Raw genomic sequence first — 25,546 nt, 5'->3', positions numbered from 1 at the left:
GGCCGCCTTGCAAGGTGGCCGTATCCTATTATGATGATGCCTCAATCACTTTTTACAGGATGTAGGGCTCATGTCGAATTCCGCTGTATCTTCCGCCGATAGCATTAAACTCACAGAATATAGTCATGGTGCCGGCTGCGGCTGTAAAATTTCCCCTAAAGTACTGACCACCATTCTTGCCTCTCAGCTGCCTGTATTTACCGATCCTAACCTGTTGGTCGGCAATCAAAGTCGTGATGATGCAGCCGTTTATAAGCTCAACGATGAAATCGGCATTATCAGCACTACCGACTTTTTTATGCCCATCGTAGATGACCCCTTTACCTTTGGCCGTATCGCCGCCACCAATGCCATTAGCGATATCTATGCCATGGGCGGCACGCCCATGATGGCGATTGCGATTTTAGGCTGGCCAGTGAACAAACTTCCCGCCGAGATCGCGCAACAAGTGGTCGATGGTGGCCGTCAAGCCTGTATGGAAGCCGGGATAATGCTGGCCGGAGGTCACAGTATCGATGCGCCTGAGCCAATCTTTGGCCTTGCGGTCACTGGGCAAATCGCGCTGACGGATTTAAAACAAAACGATACCGCAAAAGCGGGCGATCGCTTGTATCTCACAAAACCTATCGGTATTGGTATTCTCACCACGGCACAAAAGCAGAAGAAGCTCAAAGACGAAGATAGCCAAATTGCAGTAAATGCCATGTGTCAGCTCAATAGCATAGGTGCCAAAATCGCTAAGATTAAAGGCGTGAACGCCCTCACCGATGTCACTGGTTTTGGGCTTGCAGGCCATCTATTAGAAGTGTGTCAAGGAGCCAAACTCACCGCCAAACTTAACCTCGATGCCGTGCCACTCTTACCGCGCGCCCTTGACTATCTAGCACAAGGCTGTATTCCCGGTGGCACCCATCGTAACTACGACAGTTATGGCGAACACTTACCCACACTTACCGATCATCAAAAAGCTATTTTGTGTGACCCACAAACCAGTGGCGGTTTGTTAGTGGCAGTGTCGAGTGAGGCCGAAGCTGAACTTGTGGCACTACTTCATGCCCATCAGATAGAGCCTATCTGTATTGGCTCGCTAGAAACGCCCACCTCCACCGCCAATGTGGTGCTGTGTTAATGACAGCTAAGCTCATCCCCGCCCAGCAATATCGGGATATCTTTGTTGCTGGGCAGCCATTAATCGACTTAAGGGCGCCAATCGAGTTTGACCGCGGCGCTTTTCCCTCCTCGGTAAATCTGCCGTTAATGGTTGATAAGGAGAGGGAAAAGGTCGGCACTTGCTATAAAGCGCAAGGGCAGCAAGCGGCGATAGCCTTGGGCCATTCCCTCGTACATGGCGTGGTAAAACAGCAGCGTATTGATGCTTGGTTAAACTTTTTATCGGCCCACCCCGAAGCTTATCTTTACTGCTTTCGTGGCGGACTACGCTCACAGTTAACTCAGCAATGGCTGCAAGAGGCAGGCGTTACCGTGCCTTATGTACAGGGCGGCTACAAAGGCATGCGCCAATATTTAATTGGTGTGATTGAGGCTGTGCCAAGTCAGCAACCTTTGCTAAGCCTGAGCGGTATGACGGGAAGCGGTAAAACCGATTTTTTAAGACTGCGTAAAGAAGCAATCGATCTCGAAGGCATTGCCAATCACAGAGGCTCGAGCTTTGGTAAAAACATCGACCCACAACCGACACAAATTAACTTTGAAAATCAGCTCGCCATCGCCCTGCTTCGGCATCAATTAGGCAACCACGCCTGTTTGTTGCTCGAGGATGAAAGCTTTTTAATTGGCCGCTCGGCGCTGCCGCAAAGCTTTTATAGCGCTATGCAGACGGCCGATATTCTGGTACTCGAAGAAGACGATGACATCAGGCTAACTCGTTTACTCGATGAATACGTTCATAAAATGCATCGAGGATTTAGCGAGCGTCTCGGCTTAGAGGCAGGTTTCGAAGCCTTTAGCCACTACCTATTACAAAGTCTTAGCTGTATTCGTAAACGTCTTGGCGGTAAGCAATATCAAGAGTTGCAAGACATCATGCAACAAGCACTGTCGCAGCAACTTAATCAAAACCAAACCTCACAACATTTGGCCTGGATAAACCTGCTGCTGCACAAATATTACGACCCCATGTACGAATACCAGTTGCAGAAAAAAGCCGGCAATATTCTGTTTAGGGGAAGCCACCAAGCCATGCATGAGTGGCTGGATAACTATTAATAAAAATAGAAAATACACCGCCGCACAATGGCGTACAGCGGTGCTTTTCCTGCAAAACTAATACGTTGAAATAGTGATATCTTCGTAGTCGTAATTGTCAAATTTAGTCGAACGTATAGAATTAGTGCTGCGGCTAGACTTACTCAGCTCAGAGCGTAAATCATATAAATCAGCCATACCACTATAACCCCATACATAGAAACTCATCGATGTCATCGACGAATCATCAAAGGCCGCTTGTAGGTGCGCAGGCAAATCTAAATCAGGAATAGAACCCTTCAGCGGGCCTGAAATAGACCAGTAATCATTGCTTTGCGATAAGGTTACCTGCACCCCTTGCATACGATTAGCGTTGAAACTGAAGTCATAATTTGTACTTCCTGCATTACCAATTGTACTCATTAAGCGTGTAACTTCACTTAGCATTAGATTTTCATTTAATGGTAAATTTAAGCTTAAGTTATTTGAAGCATCTGCAACGGCTCTCCGAGTTAATCCGACATAACTCATAGTTCCAATATCATTTCCACCTAGATCGATTTGTTGTGATGCAGACACGAGATTGCGATTAAAAAGCTCGGGGAACAGCTGAACTTCTCTTGTAGGCCATGAAATCCAATTCTGGCGACCGTATTCTGTTTCAGAATAACTACGTAAAAAATAGTTACTGCTATTCACATCTACATTGAGCAAAGTCCCCTCATGACTCGCCCCTTCAAACATACTGCTTGAAAGTGAAATAACTTGCGATAAATCAAGATTATTGGGATCTATACTAGCTGCATAAGCAGCAATACCACCCTGCTTAGGAATTAATATAAAGTTCACCGGCGCGAATTTATTGTCACGCTTACACACATGCAATGGATTATTGGTGAGCGCTGGATTGATATAAGCATTATTACCATAAAGATAGTAGTTACTATAAACAGTAGCTATCTCACTTGTATCTAAATTGATATCACTACAGTCACAACCACTATTTAAATTTTCATCGGTAAATCGATATATACCATAATCACTGGCTTTAGCATTTAAATCTGTCTGGATCCGCCAAGAAGAGCTACCATTCACAAACTCTTGTGCCGCGACCGTTAAATGTGATGCTTCACTAGGCCAAGGGACATCGACATGTCCCTGCGCATCACTCTTATAAGAGTTCAGAATACTACCGTCACGTCGATGAACAATCACATCAACACCTACTTTCTTTTCTCTTATATTACACATTGACGCTGTGCTCTCGACATCCATTGTTAATCGAGGTGATGCAGGATTTCCTCCATCGGAGTCATCTGAGTTTGAATCACCAGACCCTCCACACCCACTTAGCACAAGTACCAAAGCGCCTATATAGCATCCCTTTTTCATGACCAAACTCCAACACTTAAATTGTTATTTATATGTAACTTTTTAACTGAGGGATTACACCATATCTCAATTTCGTAAAGCAAGTAGGTTTGCAACTTGCTGCCGTAGATTTGCGCGGCTAGTGGACGCTCCCCGAATAGGGCCATCAATATCCACCGAAACCTTGGACCAAAAGCGTTTCGGCATAGTAGTCAATGCATGGCCGTCCTTATGACTAAAGTAAGAACCCCACAGACCATTGAGCGCCATAGGGATCACGGGCACAGGATCGCGGGCCAAGATTTTATCGATACCGGGACGAAACTCGCCGAGTTCACCATCGGGGGTTAAACGACCTTCGGGGAAAATACACACCAACTCGCCATTCACTAACGCCTCATGAATTGATTCAAAGGCTTGATTGTAAGTCGCCTCACTCTGGCGCGGCGAACAAATCGGGATCACCCCAGCATGGCGGAACAGGTATTTCAGCACAGGGATTTCACTGATCGATTTATCCATCACGAAACGAATCGGCCGGGTCGACGCCCCCATAATGATCAACGCATCCACATAGCTCACATGGTTACAGACTATGATACCTGCGCCTTCTTTGGGGATCTTTTCTCGCCCAGTCACAGTCACCCGATACATCACATGACTGAGTAAATAACTGATAAATCGTTGAGTAAACTCAGGCACTTGCGAATACACATAAAGCGCAACCACAAAGTTCATCACCGCCAGCAGCAGGAACAACTGTGGAATACTCCAGCCAGCCACCCCGAGTAGCAGCATAGACAACAACGCCGACGCCACCATAAAGAGCGAGTTCATAATGTTATTCGCAGCAATCGCTTGCGCACATTCTCCCTTAGCGGAGCGCGCTTGAATAAAGGCATACAGAGGCACGATAAACAGACCTCCGCTGACCCCAATCATAAAGAAGTCCAACATCACTCGATAATGCTTCTGCTCGGCAATAAAGGAGTGTAAGCCATACACAAACTGCGCATCAGCAGGTGCGGGGGGAATCGCCCAAAGCAAGTCCACACCAAACACAGTTAACCCCAGCACCCCAAAGGGCAGCAAGCCTAACTCCACATGACCAAAGGAAAAACGCTCACAGACAAAGGAGCCAACCGCAATCCCGATAGAGAACATCCCCAGCAGCAGCGACACCACAGTCGCGCCAGAGTGCAGGTGCAACTTGGCAAAGTTAGGGAATTGGGTCAGATATGTGGCACCCAAAAACCAGAACCAGCTAATGGCGAGGATGGCCATCCAAATCGAAGGCGTTTGACGTGCCTTCTTTATGGTGCGCCAAGTGCCTGATAATGGGCGAAATTGGATTTTCTGAACTGTACCCTGTGGTGGTAAAGCTGGGATCGCGCGGCTAGATAAATACCCCGCCAAGGCAAGGGCAGCGACTGTGATGGCCGACCATAGGGTGGCATTGTTTTCAGACACTAAAATCCCAGCACTCAAGGTACCAATTAAGATTGACAGAAACGTCCCCATCTCAACCCAGGCATTGCCCGTGACTAACTCATCTTCTTTTAAGGCTTGAGGTAAGAGAGAATACTTGACCGGGCCAAAATAGGCTGACTGACTACCGGTTAAAAACAGCAGTAATAACATCATCATGTAATTTTCGCTCACGATGGCCGCGGCGGCGCTGAACATAATGATGACTTCGAGCAGTTTTAAGCGACGAATAAGTTTGGCCTTATCCATATTGTCGGCCACCACGCCTGCATGGGCCGAAAACAGGAAAAACGGCAGGATAAAGACCCCTGCAGCCAAATTGACAAACATGTCGACACTAATAGGTAAGTCGTTGACTTGGCTGAAGGTAACCAGCAGTAACAACACATTTTTATAAATATTGTCGTTAAGTGCCCCAAGGCATTGGGTAGCAAAATATGGTAAAAAACGTTTTGTTAGCAGCATGGCTCTTCCCCCTGATAACCCATTCCCTGTAAATACCCTGTCACATGACTCTCTAACAAAGCGGGTAAAGATGCCGTATCGGCAAACAATTTATTATCCAGTGATAATGCCGTGAGACCGTGGATGCCGCCCCAGAGCACTCGGCTCATTTGAAGTTGCTGCGCAGCAGTTTTATGGGGGAACAATAGGGCTAACTCACGCTCAATTAACCTGAATAAACCCGCGATAAGCTGGCCTTGGGATTCGGGCAAAGGTTCGGAGTCGAGTAGCTGCAGTTCAAATACCAACTTAAAACACTGACGCTGTGCGTGGGCAAACTCAGCGTATTTTTGCGCCATGCTGATGATTTGATTGCGACTATTCTCTGCACTTACCTCGGAGAGCTCATGCATCAGCGCCTGCAACGTTGCCTCAGAAACGGCTAATAGAAGGTAGTTATAGCTACCAAAGATATTGATTAAGGTACTCGGCACATAGCCAATCTGGCTAGCAATCTTACGTAAACTCAGTTCTTGTGTCCCTTGCTGTTGCAGCAATGCCATTGCCGCTTCTATTGCCATAGCACGAATCTCATCATGACTATGTTCTTTGCGTCTCGCCATAGGTCTCACTCCCTGTTGAATGCAGTGAGATTAACAGCCTCAAAAATAAAAAACAACGTTCAAAATAAGTTTATTTTGCGTACAGTATGAAAGAAAAGGCATAAAAATGAGGGAAGTTGGGCTAATTCTCAGGTAATCGCTCGATGGGAACCTTGGAAGGAATTTAACTTTCAACGCATAAAAAAATGGCGCCCTCAATCGAGGGCGCCATTTCGAGGTTGAACTTTTACCTAGCAGCAGTGATAACTCATCACCACCCTGTCGGCCCCGGCGCCAAAATAGTCCGTTTCGAAGGCGGTATCGACAAATCCTAAACGCTGATATAAACCATGGGCAGGATTATGGGGATCGACGGTTAAATCCACCCGCTTAACCTGAGACGGTAGTTGGGTTAAACATTGCTGGATTAATTGTTTACCAATACCTTGGCCGCGGGCTTGCTCACTCACTGCTACGGATAGAATCCACATACAGGCGGGGTCGCTACTTTGGGCGCAGAGCAAATAGCCTAAAAGCTCACCGCCATCATCTACGGCAACCAGAAACTGCTCAGGCCAACAATCAAACCCTTGGCGGAAGAAAAAATCGGGATAACAATGGTCGCCAAAGATAGCCTGCTCGAGTTGAAAAACGTCGGCTAACTCTGACTTTAATACTGGACGGATCGACTGCATGTAAAAACTATTCACCAATTAAAATTTTATCCCACTCTAAATTGGGCGCACCAACAACAATAAAGTTAGGATTTTCAAGCGTCTCACGCTCGTTATAGGTTAAAGGTTGCAGCTCGGTATCCATGAGCTGGCCACCCGCTTCCTCAATAATGATCTGCGCGGCACCGGTGTCCCACTCACCCGTCGGCCCGACTCGCACATAGCAATCGGCGCGTCCTTCGGCAACCAGACAACTCTTCAATGCTGCGCCGCCCATGACCACCAGCTCACAATGCTTAGGCTGATTAAACAGGGTCAACACAGATTGGGGATCCTGACGACGACTCACCGCTAACCTAAGAGAAACTTGCTCACGGTGCTGAATTTGCCGACTACTGATGCGCACTTCCTGCTTATCGGTGCGTTTATAGGCGCCTAAGCCCGCAATGGCGTAATAACACACCTGCGTCATCGGCACATAGACCACGCCCATTACCGGACGATTGTGCTCCACCAGCGCGATGATTACCGAAAAGTCACCACTGCCCGCAATAAACTCCCCCGTACCATCGAGAGGATCGACTAACCAATAACGTTTCCAGCCTTCGCGCACGCTTAGGGGAATATCGGCAGCCTCTTCGGACAGGATAGGAATATCGGGCGTCAATGCGGCTAAGCGTTCACAGATCAGCTTATTTGCCGCTAAGTCCGCCGAGGTGACAGGGGTATTATCGGACTTGGTTTCTCGTTCAAAATTACCCTTTAGGTAAATCTCACGAATAGTGCGACCCGCATCCGTTGCTATCGCAATCACCTCGTCGATTAACTCTTCTGGCTTCATAACCACTCCAATCGCAAACTTCGCGAATGATTTACAAGCACTCAGTTGCTGAACGCTTTAACGAAAAAGATTATTTAAGTTGTAGGTGTTTCTGCGCTAAAAACAATGCGCTCACACTACGAGATTCGGAAAAATCGCTATTATCGAGTAACGCTTCCCACTCGGCCAACGCCCAAGGCACCACATCTATGGGTTCAGGCTCATCGCCTTCTAGGCGGCTTTCATATAAATCTTCTGCGATGAAAATTTGCATCTTGCTAGAGAAATAACCCGGCGCGAGGCTAAGTTCTTTCAACAATGTTAGCTTACGCGCCCCAAAACCGATTTCTTCCTGCAATTCTCGATTGGCCGCCTCGATAGCTTGCTCACCAGGGTCGATTAACCCCTTAGGAAAACCTAGCTCGTAATTATCTGTTCCAGCGGCATATTCACGGGCTAACAGCATGTTGCCTTGATGAATCGGCACCACCATCACAGCGCCTCGGCTACCACCCTTCATCCGCTCATACTGGCGCTCGACACCATTGGAGAATTTAAGATGAACCTGTTCAATTTGAAACAAGCGGCTCTTAGCGACAACTTCGGTATGTAAGATTTCCGGCTTATGGTGCCGCTGCGACATAACTGCCCCTGGATAAAAATAGCAACAAACTAACTAGGATAAGTGACAATCTTACTATCCTGTCTTTAATCTACAACCTGAATTTAGTGCGGCTATTCCAAAGACCACCATCCAAGCCATGGGATTTAAATCACATACTCAGCCAAGACAAAGGAGAAACAGTTAAAACTTTTCGCTTTTTACCGCGAAAAATCACCAACAAAAAAGGGGCTAAGCCCCTTTTTATGTCGACATCATTTAAAACTGATAGCGCAAATTGAGCTGATAACTCAATAGATCATTCGGCTCGATATCTATGTATTGATAACCTAACCCCACGGACCAAGCATCACTGAATTGGTAACTAAAACGCACTCCCGCATACCAATCAGCACCATCTAAATCGGTCTTGATCGTGGTATTGCCCATGGTACTGCTGATATCGGCTTGCCAATGGAACAAGCCAACGGGTACTTCAAAGCGCCAACCTTGATGCTGCAGCAGGGTAAATCTCAGGCCCAACATGACCCCATCGGCAAGCACAGGGGTGACGGTTTTCACCAACTCATGGTATTGCTCCGGCGTTAAGGTTGAGCCCTTAATTCTCGCGCTTCCTTCACCAAAGTCGGCATAGCCCAGTTCTAACGCTACGGTCGGCGTCCACTGATAACCCAGACTCACCCCAAATGCGGTATCCGAGTCATCGACGTTGAGGAGTTGTCCCTCTCCAACTTGGACGTTCAACTCAGGCAGGGTTTTATCGGCCTGCGCTTGGCCGATAAAACCCTCAACATACCAGTCTGTTGCCTGTGCCTGTTGCGTCACACTGAGCAATAACAGGCTGCCTAAAGCAAATCGCTGCAACTCTCGGCGGCGCAACATGGCGCACGCTAAGATGAATGCCAACGCCCATAAGGTCATACTGCCACCTCCTGACTTATTATCGATAATGACCTCTTGATAGGCTTTCACTGTGATAAGCACTTGCCCCGTCGCTTCACCACCTTGGCCGTCGCTAATCCTATAGGTCACAGTATCCACGCCATCGAATCCTGTTTTAGGGATATAGCGCAGTTTATTCGCTTCGATAGTCACAGTGCCTTGTTGAGCCGTCGCACTTAACAGGGTCAACGTATTACCATCCACATCGGTGTCATTACTCAGCACGTCGATAAGCAAGCTGGTGCGATCATCGGTGGCGGCGCTGTCATCGACAGTCACAGGTGCCGTGTTGCCATTCACCACTATCGTCAGCTCACTACTTGCCGTACCGCCCTTGCCATCGGTAATGCTATATACCAACACATCGGTGCCGATAAAGTCTGCCGCCGGCATGTAACTGATCCGTTGATCCGCTAACACTGTGACGGTGCCAAACTCACTAATCACTTGTGTGACGCTCAAACTATCCCCATCGCTATCCGTATCGTTGGCAAGCACGTTCACATCAATACTCTGGTTCCAAGCAATTGCTGCCGAGTCGGGATTGGCGACAGGTAAGTGGTTACCATTGAGCATCACAGCAACACCACTTGGGTCAACAATAGTACGGTTAGCCACACCATCATCATCGTTAGGGCCGCCATCTTCGATGGTCAACTGCACACACCAATGGCCTTCAGTTAATCCCGGCGTCCAACGGCTATCCCCAGGTGGCGGGCAGAAACCACGTTCACCCTCGGTACTGGCAACAGTGTTGTTTGCATCAATCACAAAGTCTCGCCAGCCCGCTTGAGCATTGAACTTGCGGTAGACGGCATTCGCAGGAACAGGTGAGCGTTGTGGCAATACTAAGCTATAGCTTTGGCCCTGTTGTGGTAGGCCCGTGGCGATAAAGTCGAAAATACCGCCCACATTTGCGGCTAAAGCATCTTCTGCCACGGCTTCTGGCTGTAGCTGCACGCCGCTCTGTCCACGGCTTAGGGCAATATTCCCCAAACGTAAACAGACGCCCGCCTGCCCTTCGGCCAAGAAGTAGACTGGCTGCAATTCACCTTCAGGCATCACATGACAGTCGTTATTTGCATCCAAATAATCTGGGATGCCATCACGATCGCTGTCGCTATAGCCTTCTTGATCATCGGGAATTAAATCGCCATCCGTATCGGCACTCGTCAATGCGGCTAAACTTGGACGCACTACGATGTACACTGTTTCGGTACTCGACAGCACAGGCGAACCATCATCGGTCACCGTTAGGCTCACAGGATAAATCCCCGGTGACACCGCGGCTGGAGAGAATGTCATACCTGTCGCATCCGCTTGCAAGCTTAACGTGCCGCTTGCCCACGTCAGCGTCAATGTATCTTGCTCATTGGCATCGGAGGCAGTGGCACGAATATGCACATCACCGCCATTTTGCGCGACAATGACTTGCTGCTGGCCAGCTTGAGTCACCGCTAAACTGACCTGTGGTGCAATATTGGCTTCGGTAATCACCACTTGAGTCTGCTGCTTACTACCAAGATTCAGGCTTGAATCTAGGCTGATAAGCACCTCTTCATTCCCTTCGGTCACACCATCGTTCAGAGTAGTAAAGTGGATTTCTGCCATTTGACCCGAGGTTATCTCGACAACACCATCAACCAAATCATGGTCGCTGCTATCGGCTGAACCGGATACTGTGTATGGAATACTCAATGGATAGTTTGGCGCCTCACCATTGAGGTGAACACTCACAGCCACTTGATTACCTTCAGCAACAACTTGATCTTTGCTCAGTGAAATCAATGGATTGACTTTGACCTTCTGCGCTTTAATCGCCTTATTACCCTCGCCATCCACTGCCTGCCAATAGGCTAAGTAGTTGCCAGGGGCGAAGAACAAGCTCTTATTCACCAGCGACACAGGTAATGGATGCCCATTACGGTCAACCGCCTTGGCAAAACCGAGTTTCACCCGCGTAAACAGACCTGTCGCATTCACCTCCACATCATCAGGTAGGGTGATCACAGGTTGATTCGCTGAGTCAGCGCCTTCAATCAGCACATTCACTTTGGCGGTTGCTCGGCCTTTGTTTCCATCGCTAATGGTATAACGCAGTGCAACAGGCCCCACATAAGCCTCGGGCGCGGTAAAGCTGAGTCCATCCGAGGTGATTTGTACACTGCCAATATCCGCAGCAGCACCATCAATGGTTAAGTTGTCACCATCGACATCCACATCGTTTGCCAACACCGCCAGCGAATAGGTGTCATTGGGGGTACTGGTTAAGATATAGCTGTCATCGACAGCTTGAGGATCATCGTTCACTGGCGTAACCGTAACTGTGACAGTCGCTGGCTCTGAGCTTAACTCTGCATCTTTAGCGATAAAGCCAATAGAATCAGTACCATTAAAATCCTTCTCAGGTGTATAGAGCCAGACACTACCATGTTGCTCTAAGGTACCAGAGGTAGGTTGCGCGGTGATCTCATAGGTCAGAGGATCATTATCGACATCCTCAGCGGCAAGCGTGATCATCAGCGAACTATCTTCCTCAAGAGTCACCGTCTGATTGGTCGCAATTGGCGCATCGTTGATGTTTGCCACCACAATCGTAAAGCTCTGGTCTGCGGTTAAGCCATCCACATCCGTGGCGCGTAGCAATACCGCATGACTCCCCACGTTCGCGTTAGTCGGAGTACCACTCAGCACGCCTGTCGCCGCATTGAAGCTGAGCCAGCTTGGGAGAGTGACCGCACTGAGAGTTAGACTGTCACCTACATCGCTGTCCGTCGCGACCAAGGTGTAGCTGTAGGCCGCATCTTGGGTTGCACTGGTTAACGCCGTTGAACTGATGGTCGGTGCATCATTGATGTTTGCCACCACAATCGTAAAGCTTTGGTCTGCGGTTAAGCCATCCACATCCGTGGCGCGTAGCAATACCGCATGGCTGCCCACGTTCACGTTAGTTGGCGTACCACTCATGACGCCCGTCGCCGCATTAAAGTTCAGCCAACTTGGGAGTATGACTGCGCTTAAGGTCAGACTGTCACCTACATCGCTGTCCGTCGCCACCAAGGTGTAGCTATAGGCCGCATCTTGAGTGGCACTGGTGAGTGCGGTTGAACTGATGGTCGGTGCATCGTTGACGTTTGCCACCACAATCGTAAAGCTTTGGTCTGCGGTTAAGCCATCCACATCCGTTGCTCGTAACGCTACCGAATGACTGCCCACGTTAGCATTAGTTGGGGTACCACTCAGCACGCCTGTCGCCGCATTAAAGTTCAGCCAGCTTGGTAAGGTCACGGCACTTAAGGTGAGACTGTCACCTACATCGCTGTCTGTTGCCACCAAGGTGTAGCTATAGGCTGCATCTTGAGTGGCACTCGTTAACGCCGTTGAACTGATAGTCGGCGCATCGTTGACGTTCGCCACCACTATCGTAAAGCTTTGGTCTGCGGTTAAGCCATCCACATCCGTTGCGCGTAACGCTACCGAATGACTGCCCACGTTAGCATTAGTTGGGGTACCACTCAGCACGCCCGTCGCCGCATTAAAACTCAGCCAGCTTGGTAGTGTGACGGCGCTTAAGGTGAGACTGTCTCCCACGTCGCTGTCTGTTGCCACCAAGGTGTAGCTATAGGCTGCATCTTGAGTGGCACTCGTTAACGCCGTTGAACTGATAGTCGGCGCATCGTTGACGTTCGCCACCACTATCGTAAAGCTCTGGTCAATCGTCAGACCATCTCCGTCCGTTGCGCGTAACACTACTGCATGACTGCCCACGTTAGCATTAGTTGGGGTACCACTCAGCACGCCTGTCGCCGCATTAAAACTCAGCCAGCTTGGCAGTGTGACAGCACTTAAGGTGAGACTGTCTCCCACATCGCTGTCCGTCGCCACCAAGGTGTAGCTATAGGCCGTATCTTGAGTGGCACTGGTTAACGCCGTTGAGCTGATAGTCGGTGCATCGTTAACGTTTGCCACCACAATCGTAAAGCTTTGGTCTGCGGTTAAGCCATCCACATCCGTTGCTCGTAACGCTACCGAATGACTGCCCACGTTAGCATTAGTTGGGGTACCACTCAGCACGCCTGTCGCCGCATTAAAACTCAGCCAGCTTGGCAGTGTGACAGCACTTAAGGTGAGACTGTCTCCCACATCGCTGTCCGTCGCCACCAAGGTGTAGCTATAGGCCGTATCTTGAGTGGCACTGGTTAACGCCGTTGAGCTGATAGTCGGTGCATCGTTAACGTTTGCCACCACAATCGTAAAGCTTTGGTCTGCGGTTAAGCCATCCACATCCGTTGCTCGTAACGCTACCGAATGACTGCCCACGTTAGCATTAGTTGGGGTACCACTCAGCACGCCTGTCGCCGCATTAAAACTCAGCCAGCTTGGCAGTGTGACAGCACTTAAGGTGAGACTGTCTCCCACATCGCTGTCCGTCGCCACCAAGGTGTAGCTATAGGCCGCATCTTGGGTCGCACTCGTTAACGCCGTTGAACTGATGGTCGGTGCATCGTTGACGTTCGCCACCACAATCGTAAAGCTCTGGTCAATCGTCAGACCATCCACATCCGTGGCACGTAACACCACCGCATGGCTGCCCACATTAGCGTTAGTCGGCGTACCACTCAGAACTCCTGTCGCGGCATTGAAGTTGAGCCAGCTTGGGAGTGTGACGGCGCTTAAGGTGACACTGTCGCCCACATCACTGTCCGTCGCGACCAAGGTGTAGCTATAGGCCGCATCCTGGGTGGTGTTGGTCACCGCGGTTGAGCTGATGGTTGGTACATCGTTAACGTTTGCCACCACAATCGTAAAGCTCTGGTCTGCGGTTAAGCCATCAACATCCGTTACTCGTAGCACTACCGCATGGCTGCCGACGTTAGCGTTAGTTGGGGTACCACTGAGCACGCCCGTTGCCGCATTAAAGCTGAGCCAACTTGGGAGTGTGACCGCACTAAGGGTCAGACTGTCGCCCACATCGCTGTCCGTCGCTACCAAGGTGTAGCTATAGGCCACATCTTGGGTGGCACTCGTTAACGCCGTTGAACTGATGGTCGGTGCATCGTTAACGTTTGCCACCACTATCGTAAAGCTTTGGTCTGCGGTTAAGCCATCAACATCCGTGGCGCGTAACACTATCGCATGGTTACCCACGTTAGCGTTAGTCGGGGTACCACTGAGCACGCCTGTCGCCGCATTGAAGCTCAGCCAGCTTGGTAAGGTCACTGCGCTTAAGGTGAGACTGTCCCCCACATCGCTGTCCGTCGCTACCAAGGTGTAGCTATAGGCCACATCTTGGGTGGCACTGGTGACTGCGGTTGAACTGATGGTCGGCGCATCGTTGACGTTCGCCACCACTATCGTAAAGCTTTGGTCTGCAGTTAAGCCATCCACATCCGTGGCGCGTAACACCACCGCATGGCTGCCGACGTTAGCGTTACTTGGCGTACCACTCAGCACGCCTGTCGCCGCATTAAAGTTTAGCCAGCTTGGGAGTGTGACGGCGCTTAAGGTGACACTGTCGCCCACATCGCTGTCCGTCGCGACCAAGGTGTAGCTATAGGCCGCATCCTGGGTGGCACTGGTTAACGCCGTTGAACTGATAGTCGGTGCATCGTTGACGTTCGCCACCACTATCGTAAAGCTCTGGTCAATCGTCAGACCATCCCCGTCCGTGGCGCGTAGCAATACCGCATGACTCCCCACGTTCGCGTTAGTCGGAGTACCACTCAGCACGCCTGTCGCCGCATTGAAGCTGAGCCAGCTTGGGAGAGTGACCGCACTGAGAGTTAGACTGTCGCCTACATCGCTGTCCGTCGCCACTAAGGTGTAGCTGTAGGCCGCATCCTGGGTGGTGTTGGTCACCGCGGTTGAGCTGATGGTTGGTACATCGTTAACGTTTGCCACCACAATCGTAAAGCTCTGGTCTGCGGTTAAGCCATCAACATCCGTTACTCGTAGCACTACCGCATGGTTACCCACGTTAGCATTGCTTGGGGTTCCACTGAGCACGCCCGTCGCCGCATTAAAGTTCAGCCAGTTTGGTAAGGTCACCGCGCTTAAGGTGAGACTGTCACCTACATCGCTGTCCGTCGCTACCAAGGTGTAGCTATAGGCCGCATCTTGGGTCGCACTCGTTAACGCCGTTGAACTGATGGTCGGTGCATCGTTGACGTTCGCCACCACAATCGTAAAGCTCTGGTCAATCGTCAGACCATCCACATCCGTGGCACGTAACACCACCGCATGGCTGCCCACATTAGCGTTAGTCGGCGTACCACTCAGAACTCCTGTCGCGGCATTGAAGTTGAGCCAGCTTGGGAGTGTGACGGCGCTTAAGGTGACACTGTCGCCCACATCACTGTCCGTCGCGACCAAGGTGTAGCTATAGGCCGCATCCTGGGTGGTGTTGGTCACCGCGGTTGAGCTGATGGTTGGTACATCGTTAACGTTTGCCACCACAATCGTAAAGCTCTGGTCTGCGGTTAAGCCATCAACATCCGTTACTCGTAGCACTACCGCATGGCTGCCGACGTTAGCGTTAGTTGGGGTACCACTGAGCACGCCCGTTGCCGCATTAAAGCTGAGCCAACTTGGGAGTGTGACCGCACTAAGGGTCAGACTGTCGCCCACATCGCTGTCCGTCGCTACCAAGGTGTAGCTATAGGCCACATCTTGGGTGGCACTCGTTAACGCCGTTGAACTGATGGTCGGTGCATCGTTAACGTTTGCCACCACTATCGTAAAGCTTTGGTCTGCGGTTAAGCCATCAACATCCGTGGCGCGTAACACTATCGCATGGTTACCCACGTTAGCGTTAGTCGGGGTACCACTGAGCACGCCTGTCGCCGCATTGAAGCTCAGCCAGCTTGGTAAGGTCACTGCGCTTAAGGTGAGACTGTCCCCCACATCGCTGTCCGTCGCTACCAAGGTGTAGCTATAGGCCACATCTTGGGTGGCACTGGTGACTGCGGTTGAACTGATGGTCGGCGCATCGTTGACGTTCGCCACCACTATCGTAAAGCTTTGGTCTGCAGTTAAGCCATCCACATCCGTGGCGCGTAACACCACCGCATGGCTGCCGACGTTAGCGTTACTTGGCGTACCACTCAGCACGCCTGTCGCCGCATTAAAGCTCAGCCAACTTGGGAGTGTGACCGGACTAAGGGTCAGACTGTCGCCCACATCGCTGTCCGTCGCCACTAAGGTGTAGCTGTAGGCCGCATCCTGGGTCGCACTCGTGACTGCCGTTGAACTGATGGTCGGTGCATCGTTAACGTTTGCCACCACTATCGTAAAGCTTTGGTCTGCGGTTAAGCCATCAACATCCGTGGCGCGTAACACTACCGCATGGTTACCCACGTTAGCGTTAGTTGGGGTACCACTGAGCACGCCCGTTGCCGCATTAAAGCTGAGCCAACTTGGGAGTGTGACCGCACTAAGGGTCAGACTGTCGCCCACATCGCTGTCCGTCGCGACTAAGGTGTAGCTGTATGACACACCCTGGTTAACGGTTAACGTTGGGGTTCCACTAATTACTGGAGCACCATTAGGCTTCACCGTATTACTCGCAGTGGAAGCGCTACTCGTACCAGCCGAGTTTGTCGCTACGACAGTAAAGGAATAGGAGATCCCATTGGTTAATCCCGTAATAGTAATGGGTGAAGATGCGCCCGGTGCGGTAATGCCACTAGGAGTAGAGACTAAGGTATATCCTGTAATTGCCGCGCCACCACTAAATACTGGTGCAGTAAAACTCACCGAAGCTTGAGCATCACCCGCTGTCGCGGTACCAATGGTTGGCGCACCAGGGGCTACTGCACTCACAATAAAGGAACGACTGACCTGAGCCCCAGGCAAATAACTGGCATCACCAGACTGGTCTGCATTGATGGTACAGGTACCAACTGTCAAAAAGGTCACAGCCCCACCACTGGTGATGGCACAAACACCCATTGTGGATGAGGTAAAGGTTGGCGTTAAACCTGAATCTGAAGTAGCGGTAAATGTTGGTGTCGCACCAAAGTTCTGCGCACCGGGGTTATTGAAAGTAATGGTCTGGCTTGCTTTGGGAGTAATAGAGTTTGATACAACTGACGCTGGGCCAGTACCCGCCGCATTATCAGCCCTCACAGTAAAAGTATAAGCCTGACCATTGGTTAAACCATTCACCACAATAGGGGAACCTACCCCATTCACTGGCAATACATCAGGCGGACTGACACTAACAGTATATCCGGTAATGGAAGTTCCACCTGTATTAACAGGTTCCGTAAAGGACACACTAGCCTGGGTATCCCCAGCTATAGCAGCAACACTGGTAGGCGCTCCAGGCAAGGCAGGATTAACCGTAAAGGTCCTGGATACTTGAGGAGCAGGTAGATAGGCAGAATTGCCAGGCTGGTCCGCATTAATAGTGCAGGAGCCTGCAGTCACAAATGTCAATGTTGTGCTATTGACCTTACAAACACTGGTAGTGGATGAAGTAAAGGCGACAGTCAAACCGGAATCAGCTGTTGCTGTCAACATCGGCGAAGTACCAAAACTTTGCGCGCCAGGGTTAGCAAAGGTAATAGTTTGCGGTGACGCTGGCGTAATAGAATTGGATGCAGCCGAGGCAGAACCTGTTCCCGCCGAGTTGGTCGCAGTGACCGTAAAGGTATAAGACACGCCATTTGTCAGGCCAGTAACCGTAATGGGTGAGCCAGCACCAGTCCCAGTAGCACCGCCAGGGTTGGCAGTGGCTGTATAGCCAGTAATTGCAGCACCGCCAATACTTGCAGGTGCAATAAAGCTAATCGATGCCTGAGTATCCCCAGCGGTGGCAGTGCCAATCATTGGGGCTCCAGGCACCACAGCATTTACTGTAAAGGTTCTGCTGACAGTGGTTGCCGCATGGGTAGAGCCATCACCGACTTGATCCGCATCGATGGTACAAGACCCTGCTGTAACAAAGGTCAGTACTCCACCACTTGTAATAGTACAAACCCCGGTAGTCGATGAACTAAAACTGACGGTTAACCCCGCCGTGGAAGTTGCGCTCAGGGTTGGACTGCTACCAAAGTTCTGTGCACCGGGATTTGCAAAGGTAATAGTCTGATCAGCCATCGGAGTCGCGGAACCAGAGGTAGCGGAGGCTGCACTGGTGCCTATGGCATTGGTCGCAGTTACCGTAAAGGTATAGGCGGTGCCGTTTGTCAGGCCAGTTACTGTTATCGGAGAAGACGTAAATCCATTACCACCAACAGTAATACCATCAGGGCTGGATGTCACGGTGTAACCAGTAATCGCCGAGCCGCCGTTATTGGACGGTGCAGTAAAGGCGACGGAAACCTGTCCATCACCCGCAGTTGCAACCCCTATGATGGGTGCATCCGGTGCAGTTGGAATGGCTACCGTATGGGGCGTGCCACTGGTATAAGCTGCTGGGCCAGCATTGCCAGCCGGATCAGAAATATTGGTGGAACCATTCAGGTTGAGCTTTATCGTACCATTGCCAGTAATACCACTCACCGTCACTGTCACACTGGAGCCCGAACCAGCAGATACACTAGCAATCGTGCCTGTTGCACTACCCGTGGTTCCCAAAGCGAAATCGTCAGTGGAAATATTGCTGACAGACTCACTGAAGTTCACGGTGAAATCAACACTGGTATCAGTGGATACTGCTCCACCACTTGGAGCAGTACTGGTCACAGAGGGCGCGACACCATCTACCACCAAGGCTTTGTTAGCGCCTAATGAATTAGCCGCTCCGGGTGAAGCCAGCGTCAGGGTTGCGTTGTTGGTGGCAGCATCGCGAATGGTGCCGCCATTTAACGACAATGAGGTAGTTGCGACATAATCCAGATCGGAAGAGTTATCACCAAACTGGATGGTGTAGCTAAACGTAAGTGTGCTTGAACCGCTACCGCTCGCATAATTAATCGTTCGATCTATTGTGCCTGTTTCAAGGGTTAATTGCGGCGTACCAGTGACATTCACCACTTCACTAAAGTTAACTTTAATACTGATGTTATCGCCCACTTTATAGGTGCCATTGGCAGTACTAGAATTAACCGATGTTACAGTGGGCACAACACCATCAATGACTAAAGCTTTATTCGCCCCCAACGAGCCAGCAGCACCGGGTGAGGCAAGAGTCAGGGTTGCATTATTACTTGCGGCATCCATGATGGTGCCGCCATTGAGCGTAAGGGAGGTGGTAGCTACGTAGTCGAGATCAGCACTGGTATCACCCGCTTGCACAGTATAGTTAAAGTTTAATGTGCTTGTACCTGTGCCACTGGTGTAATTGATTGTGCGATCTGTCGAGCCTGTCTCCAATGTCAACTGTGGAGTGCCAGTCACATTCACATTTTCACTGAAGTTGACTTGAACACTTATAACATCACCCACTTTATAAGTGCCATTGGCCGTGCTGGAGTTAACAGAATCGACAGTAGGCGGAGTGGAGTCTGGTGAAACTGCATTTGCAAAACCCACATTGTCGATACCGATATACAGAAGTTGACTAATTGGATCCGTGATACGGATTTCGTCTGCGTACTGGAATATCGATGCCGTCAGCCCATTGACCTGGGTGAAATCCGAGATGTAGTCGCCGTCGGTCGCGAGCGTGACGCTGCCTCTGGATACACCGTTCTGGAAGGCTTCGAATTTGATCAGAGAGTGCGCGCCAAGGTAATCGACGATCTTGATTCCGGTGAACGAGAACTCGCTCCCGTCCTGGCTGCGAATCACGACGATGAGCGAGCCATTCCCGGAATCGTCGGCGATACCTTCGTCCTGGCTGCCGGTCCCATCCGTGAACAGATCGCTGTAGTACTTCCACGCCGCGCCGTTATTGGAGTTGCCGGAGTTAGCGGAAAAGATCTCTATCGTCACGCCAGGAATGTCGCTCGACTGGGCTTGGCCGTCGGTCACCGGAGTACCTAGGGTCGTGTCGGTACCAGAAAAATTCAGCGTTCCGGAAAATGCCATTGCATTTTGGGTCGTTGTAGCCAGCATCAGCGAGACAAGTAGTAGCCTCCATACGGCGATCTTGCTCCTATTTATCTTGCTAGCAAAAATGTGCTGAACAACATTAGCCCAAAACATAATGATGCCTCTTTTTAATATGGTTATTTCTGGAATACCCAAGATACTGACGTTAGGCTTGTACCTGACTTTCGCTCTAAACAACAAGTACGCTCCCTGTACTTGCCTTAACGTCACCAAACTGAATTACACAATTTAGTTACGCGACGGATATATACCTTCAAGCGCAATAATAAAATTCATCCCCAGATAGGGATTGCGAATTCCGACAGGCTGCCCTCCACCAACAGGATTGACGGTGACCGAGCCTGTTGGTGTTACGCTACCCTGCACTCCACCGAGGCTAGCCTTTGTAGAGTCTGGCGCCGTACCAGTAAACAACCCATTAAACGCAACATTTGCAGGCCCCGCCTTAGCTGTCGTAGCAGAGAGGTAGGTAGTTGCGCCCGTTGCCGGAGGAACCATTGCAGTGGCCGTAGTGGTAGCAACATCAACCGTTGCTGCCACACTACTAGCATTGCCAGTGAAAGTAGCTGTTGGTGTATGAATAGGTAGCTGATTGGTTGTAAGATTGATGTTCTCAGCACCCGAGCTCTGCCCTAGAACAACTGTTGTCAAACCTCCCCCAGTTCCAGTACCCACAGGAGTACGACTTTGCAAGTTAGGCAACCCAAAAGTCGTTGTGCCATTGCCACCATAGTTTGTACCCAGAAGAGAGAAGAGCGCGCTGTTGGTGGAAATGGGCAATAACTGCCCATTACAAAACGCCCAACCACGCGGAGCGAAAGTACCAGCGAACATGCGGATTTCTCCAATAAATGGATCTGCCATTGTATTTCTCCTTAAATAACGATTTTGTCTACGTAACGCCTTTTAATGGTTTAATTACTCACGACAATTAATCGACAGCGAGTTCCTTCTGCTGATTACAACATCATCCGCATCACACATTGGGGAGGTTATTATGCAACACAATTAAAACAGCTTAGTTACAACTAAACATATCTGAAAAATCGGCAAACACAATTAAGCAGAAATAAATTTGTGTAAATTATCAGCCGACGTTTAAGGCCATCGCATTGACTCATAGGTTTCGGAACGGCTTTGAAACTGAAATCCATGCCGTAAATAGAGTGATTTAGCTTGAGTATTTTCACTCTCTACTGATAAATGAACAGGCAACTGACGTTGCGTCGCTTCAAGCTTGACCGCCTCTAATACCGCAGAGCCTAAACCGCGGCCTCGCATGCTTGGCGTAATAATAAAATCAACAAGATGAACCCTATGCTCATTAGTATCTAGCATCAGTTTGCCGACCGCTTGTTGCTGATAAAACAAAATGTAGCTGATGGCATGTGGATATTGCTCCCGATAGGAGACTTGTTGCAGCCGATATTGTTGCTCCAACATGTTCTGTGCGATATCAAGGGGTAAACCAAGCTCATAGAAGAAGGCTCTAGTTGAATAAAAAAGCTCTGCCATAAATAGGTTATCGTTTGCTTTGGCAGGCTTAATACTCAAACCAGTGAATGGATTTAATTCAGCTAGCATCATGGTTTTTTTCTCGAGCTAAAGGTTGCAACAGTTGCTCATAAGCATTCAATAACAGCTGCCATGAGATAGTTTGTGATTCATTTAATAGGGTAGATTGCGCGGGTACCATGGGCACAAACAATTGCCCTTGTCGCTTAACATCAAAGCGCCAGTGGCCTTGCCAGTGCTCAATATCTTCTGCGGCTAACGGCCAGTCTAAAATGGCCGAAAGTGCGCTGGGTTTAAGCGCATTTAATTGTTGATAATCCATTAAGATGCAACGACATGATTGATAAAGTGCAGCAGTTTGCTGGGCAAAACCATGCAACACACACATTCGAAATGTATCTACACTAGGTTCACCATGCGTGTTTTCAGTAAGCGGTAACGGATAGGGGAATACAGCCTTCACCCGCCCCGCCATATGCATCCCAGCCTCTCGTTGATGCGAAGCCAAAATATCTCTGGGATGGCGCATCAGACATAGCACTCGACTATTAGGATAGAGTTCTAGCAACATGGGCCAACAAGCCAAATCCCACGCATTCCACTTGATCACTAGCTCACGCTCATCAGGCCTCAACCGCCCTTGTAGCCTTAAACATAAATCCACCAGCTGCGGTATTAAGCTCGAAGGCCAAGCATCATGGTGCATCACATCGCTGCAGAGCATAGATTCGGATAACACTCGGCACGTTTTGAGTAGGGAAAAACTGCTAGCAACCAGTGTTGACCCACAACGGGACCAATGGAAAATCATCAAATTCGGATTGATCGAAGGCAAACTTTCTCGTTGGGATAGTAAGGGTTCGAGCAAGGTTTGAGGTTGGATAAAACTGGCCAGTAAACCATGGCGAGCATCGCAGATATCGTCCTCCAAGAAAGGTTTTGATAACCGCTGAAAGACAGGAACCCAACTTATTGTTTTGGTTTGAGCATGATAACGAGAAGGAAACCAAACTTGGCTGAAGCGTGCTAAATCCGGAATGAAGCTTGATTGCTGCAAGGCAATAAATGCCAGCATCTGCTCTAAATTTAGCTCAGGCCAATTGAGGAAGTCTGCCATCAAGGCAACAAAATGTTCAACATCCTGCGCTTGATACAGTAAATACAATGATTCAGGCTGATGCAGTAACTGCCAATAACGTTGCTGTTGTTCATCAAAATCAGTCATTAGCTGGCCATTGGGTAGAAGTTAATGTACTGCACTATGCGGGGTAACAGGCCTCGATTTGGCGTCGGTCCATGGGGCAAGGCATGGTGCCAAATAATTAAATCCCCTGCGTTTGCAGCAATGGGGTTAATGGACCACTCCTCCCAACGCTGTTGCTGCAACTCAATATCAGTCTTGTTTTGTTCCTGTAGCCAGGTTTCTATTTTAAGGTGAAAGCCGGGAACACAACAAAATGCCCCCTGCTCGGCAGGGGTATCCGAAAGATAAATCAATCCTTGTGTTCCAAATGGCACAGGTAGTTGCAGTGGCATGTCCCAATGCATATTGGGTCCAGGAAACTGCCAAGTGGACGTTTCAGGAGGATTAAAACTCACTCTGTCAGTCGTCATCACCAAATCGGTACGCTGCCATAATTGTTCAAAGGCTTGGCGGATAAGAGGTATTTGCCGATTGGCATCGAGGATGGGATGACGAAATAACTGCAGCATGATTTTCTGCATCAACTCATGGGACTGGTACCAAGTTGATGGATCATTTTCATTCGCGCCAAGCTGCTGCCAAATCACGGCTCGACTCGCCGCACATTGCGCTTTTGACAACACTTGCGGGATGACTATATAACCTTCCCGTTGCCAAAAGGCGAGCTGGGCGTCGGTAAGCACTTGAGGTAAAGCGTTACCATAAGCTAGCTCGATATTGCTGCTTTCTGGCTCAGCTTGGGATAAGGCACGTAATCGCTGATTGATGCCAACGATATCCGCCGTAGTCAGCTTAGTTTGCCTTTGAACGAAAGCGATAAAATCAGCCTGTTTATCATATTGATAGAGCGCCTTCATCCCTGGCTCTAATCCTATACCGCACAGATCCAGCAGCGCTTTATCTAGGTTCCATTCTCCCTCTGCCACCTCATTGGTTTGTCCACGCTTTTGCAACTGAATTTTTTGCCATAGTCGCTGCAAATGATAAATCCCCAAACAACTCAAATCCTCACTGCCAACAAGCGGCAATTTCTGCTGCTGATATTGGAAGATAAAATCGGGATAGGTTCCCAGCTCGTAGCTAAAGTCCACTCGACTCAGTGGTTTAAGCCACAGGGATTTTTTATATTGAGATAGGGTTAATTGTGATTGATTTTCAAGTAATTGATGTTCGCCATAGACCCTGATTTTTGTCGTCAATTTTAGGTTTATGGGTTGAGGATCATAATCAGGTAACAATAAGCTCCCCGCTAACCCACTTCTGTCGCCTTGAGCGAGCAAGCGGGCATGAGCTAAATCGAGACAGAATAAAGGGCCCAAATATATTGGCGGCTGCTCTTTTAGCTCGAGCCACACATCCAACTCAATCGACTCGGGGATCAAACATCCATCCTCAGCTAAAAAATGCTGTAGATGGCTAAAAATCTGTACCTGCGGTTCCTGTTGCAGCAGGTGTTTCATGGTTTCAGAAATAATCAGATCAAAGGCTTGTGTTGATACAGGCCGCCAAAGCGTAGCGTCAGCGCAAATAAGCGCATCGACACGATCCGCTACATCGAAATATGCCAGCAGCTTTTCCACACTCTCCAATGACGCTCGATGAATGTCGAGTAAAGTTACTCGCACTTGCTTAGCCGTAAATAGCGGTAATAAGGCTAAGGTTAGCCAAGCAAAAGGCCCGGTTCCGGCATAGAGTATGTGCACTGGTTGGTTCGAGTTAACTTTAAGTTTGTCCTGTATCGCTTGATAAATTCCCTGAATAAACACTCTGCTACGTTCGGGATCTTCTGCACATTGCGCCGCAGTTGTTGGTGATACCGCCTTGCCAAAAGGGGTCACACTGGCCTCAGTATCGAGAAACAACGCCGGGTGCAGTTCTAACCCTGTCAATTGGCATAACTGCGCCAGCATAGGATCGATAAGCCGCTTTGCCTCCCCCGCTGAGTGAGATTGCAGTAGCGCCAGTGCAAACTGCTTTAATATCAAAAGCGCCTCGCGCTGTCCTGCATCAGGCTTTGATCTTGGCATCATGGATAAGCTCCTTTAACCACGAGTTGATTTCACAGTCGATCACCAAATTGATTCTGGCCTCCACACCTTTGTTCGCGACCCAATGGGTTTGGTCAGCATTGATATACCAAAGCTCTCCGGCCCGCATAGGTACACGTTTCTCATCCACATAAAAATAAAGCTGATCATGGGTTTGTAGGGGCAAATGTAATCTAGCCTCACCCTGTTCAAGTGATAATCCTTGATCCCTATGGGGCTTGATTTCAGCACCAGCGTGTAAACGCATTAAGCGTACCGATTTAACTGGGCAAGCAAGGGATTGAATAAACTGCAGCAGCGCGGGGCTCGATTCCAGTGAAGGCAAATTATCCCAATCTGTCGCGGCACTAATGGAAAAGGCTTGTAAAATGGGGTGCGCGACTCGATATTCCTCGGCGCAGCGAAGAGCCAACACATCCCAACCGCCCTGAGAGCCCGCGTGATAATCACGCTGGTTAATGTGTGGCAACCACTCATGCTGCAACAAAGTCGTGAGTTCTTGCTGTAAACTAGTGATATTTGGAGCTTGGGTAAGCAAGGCGAATGAACAGATATCCATATCCAAGTGTCTCATTTTTAGACAAAAACGAATTAATCAAGCCTAGCACAA

The 25,546-nt window shown here is 49.5% G+C and carries 14 protein-coding genes; 2 read left to right on the top strand and 12 right to left on the bottom strand.

What is annotated here, in order from left to right:
* The first annotated feature begins 70 nt into the window (after positions 1 to 70).
* Together selD and mnmH are read left to right on the top strand one after the other, a co-directional pair.
* A complete protein-coding gene (gene selD, locus N7386_RS00895; RefSeq protein WP_279766782.1) occupies positions 71 to 1,129 on the top strand; it encodes a selenide, water dikinase SelD in 1,059 nt (352 codons plus the stop codon).
* Positions 1,129 to 2,226, top strand: coding sequence for a tRNA 2-selenouridine(34) synthase MnmH (mnmH, locus tag N7386_RS00890; protein ID WP_279766781.1), 1,098 nt, complete (start codon positions 1,129 to 1,131; stop codon positions 2,224 to 2,226). The genes selD and mnmH overlap by 1 nt, the downstream gene beginning before the upstream one ends.
* A gap of 57 nt (positions 2,227 to 2,283) precedes the next feature.
* Here mnmH and N7386_RS00885 read toward each other — a convergent pair whose 3' ends face one another.
* The 12 genes from N7386_RS00885 to N7386_RS00830 all read right to left on the bottom strand — a co-directional run bounded on the left by N7386_RS00885 (position 2,284) and on the right by N7386_RS00830 (position 25,495).
* Entirely contained in the window at positions 2,284 to 3,597 is a 1,314-nt protein-coding gene (locus N7386_RS00885) for a hypothetical protein (protein ID WP_279766780.1), read from the bottom strand.
* 66 nt (positions 3,598 to 3,663) lie between these two features.
* Positions 3,664 to 5,529 carry an MFS transporter gene (locus tag N7386_RS00880; RefSeq protein WP_279766779.1) on the bottom strand — a complete coding sequence of 622 codons (1,866 nt, stop codon included), beginning with the start codon at positions 5,527 to 5,529 and terminating at the stop codon, positions 3,664 to 3,666.
* Complete coding sequence (locus N7386_RS00875; protein WP_279766778.1) at positions 5,520 to 6,131, bottom strand: TetR/AcrR family transcriptional regulator; 612 nt, start codon at positions 6,129 to 6,131, stop codon at positions 5,520 to 5,522. Before N7386_RS00875 ends, N7386_RS00880 begins: the two co-directional genes overlap by 10 nt.
* 230 nt (positions 6,132 to 6,361) lie before the next feature.
* Positions 6,362 to 6,805, bottom strand: a complete 444-nt coding sequence (locus N7386_RS00870) for an N-acetyltransferase (RefSeq protein ID WP_279766777.1) — start codon at positions 6,803 to 6,805, stop codon at positions 6,362 to 6,364.
* A gap of 7 nt (positions 6,806 to 6,812) precedes the next feature.
* Positions 6,813 to 7,625, bottom strand: coding sequence for a 3'(2'),5'-bisphosphate nucleotidase CysQ (gene cysQ, locus N7386_RS00865; protein WP_011621003.1), 813 nt, complete (start codon positions 7,623 to 7,625; stop codon positions 6,813 to 6,815).
* 70 nt (positions 7,626 to 7,695) lie between these two features.
* Positions 7,696 to 8,247 (bottom strand): ADP compounds hydrolase NudE, encoded by a 552-nt coding sequence (gene nudE, locus N7386_RS00860; protein WP_011621002.1) that lies wholly within the window; start codon positions 8,245 to 8,247, stop codon positions 7,696 to 7,698.
* 237 nt (positions 8,248 to 8,484) lie between these two features.
* Positions 8,485 to 20,145 carry a putative Ig domain-containing protein gene (locus tag N7386_RS00855; RefSeq protein ID WP_279766774.1) on the bottom strand — a complete coding sequence of 3,887 codons (11,661 nt, stop codon included), beginning with the start codon at positions 20,143 to 20,145 and terminating at the stop codon, positions 8,485 to 8,487.
* A 252-nt stretch (positions 20,146 to 20,397) separates the two neighbouring features.
* Complete coding sequence (locus N7386_RS00850) at positions 20,398 to 21,033, bottom strand: tail fiber protein (RefSeq protein WP_279766773.1); 636 nt, start codon at positions 21,031 to 21,033, stop codon at positions 20,398 to 20,400.
* 234 nt (positions 21,034 to 21,267) lie between these two features.
* Positions 21,268 to 21,756 carry a GNAT family N-acetyltransferase gene (locus N7386_RS00845; RefSeq protein ID WP_279766772.1) on the bottom strand — a complete coding sequence of 163 codons (489 nt, stop codon included), beginning with the start codon at positions 21,754 to 21,756 and terminating at the stop codon, positions 21,268 to 21,270.
* The gene (locus tag N7386_RS00840) at positions 21,743 to 22,909 is read right to left on the bottom strand and encodes a hypothetical protein (RefSeq protein ID WP_279766771.1); all 1,167 of its coding nucleotides are present in this window, start codon (positions 22,907 to 22,909) and stop codon (positions 21,743 to 21,745) included. Before N7386_RS00840 ends, N7386_RS00845 begins: the two co-directional genes overlap by 14 nt.
* Positions 22,909 to 24,918, bottom strand: a complete 2,010-nt coding sequence (locus N7386_RS00835; RefSeq protein ID WP_279766769.1) for a phytanoyl-CoA dioxygenase family protein — start codon at positions 24,916 to 24,918, stop codon at positions 22,909 to 22,911. Before N7386_RS00835 ends, N7386_RS00840 begins: the two co-directional genes overlap by 1 nt.
* On the bottom strand, positions 24,896 to 25,495 hold the full coding sequence (locus tag N7386_RS00830) for an aspartyl/asparaginyl beta-hydroxylase domain-containing protein (RefSeq protein ID WP_279766768.1): 600 nt from the start codon (positions 25,493 to 25,495) through the stop codon (positions 24,896 to 24,898). Before N7386_RS00830 ends, N7386_RS00835 begins: the two co-directional genes overlap by 23 nt.
* Positions 25,496 to 25,546 lie beyond the last annotated feature (51 nt).

Source organism: Shewanella sp. GD04112 (assembly GCF_029835735.1).
GTDB lineage: Bacteria > Pseudomonadota > Gammaproteobacteria > Enterobacterales > Shewanellaceae > Shewanella.
This window is presented reverse-complemented; position numbering and strand designations above follow the sequence as displayed.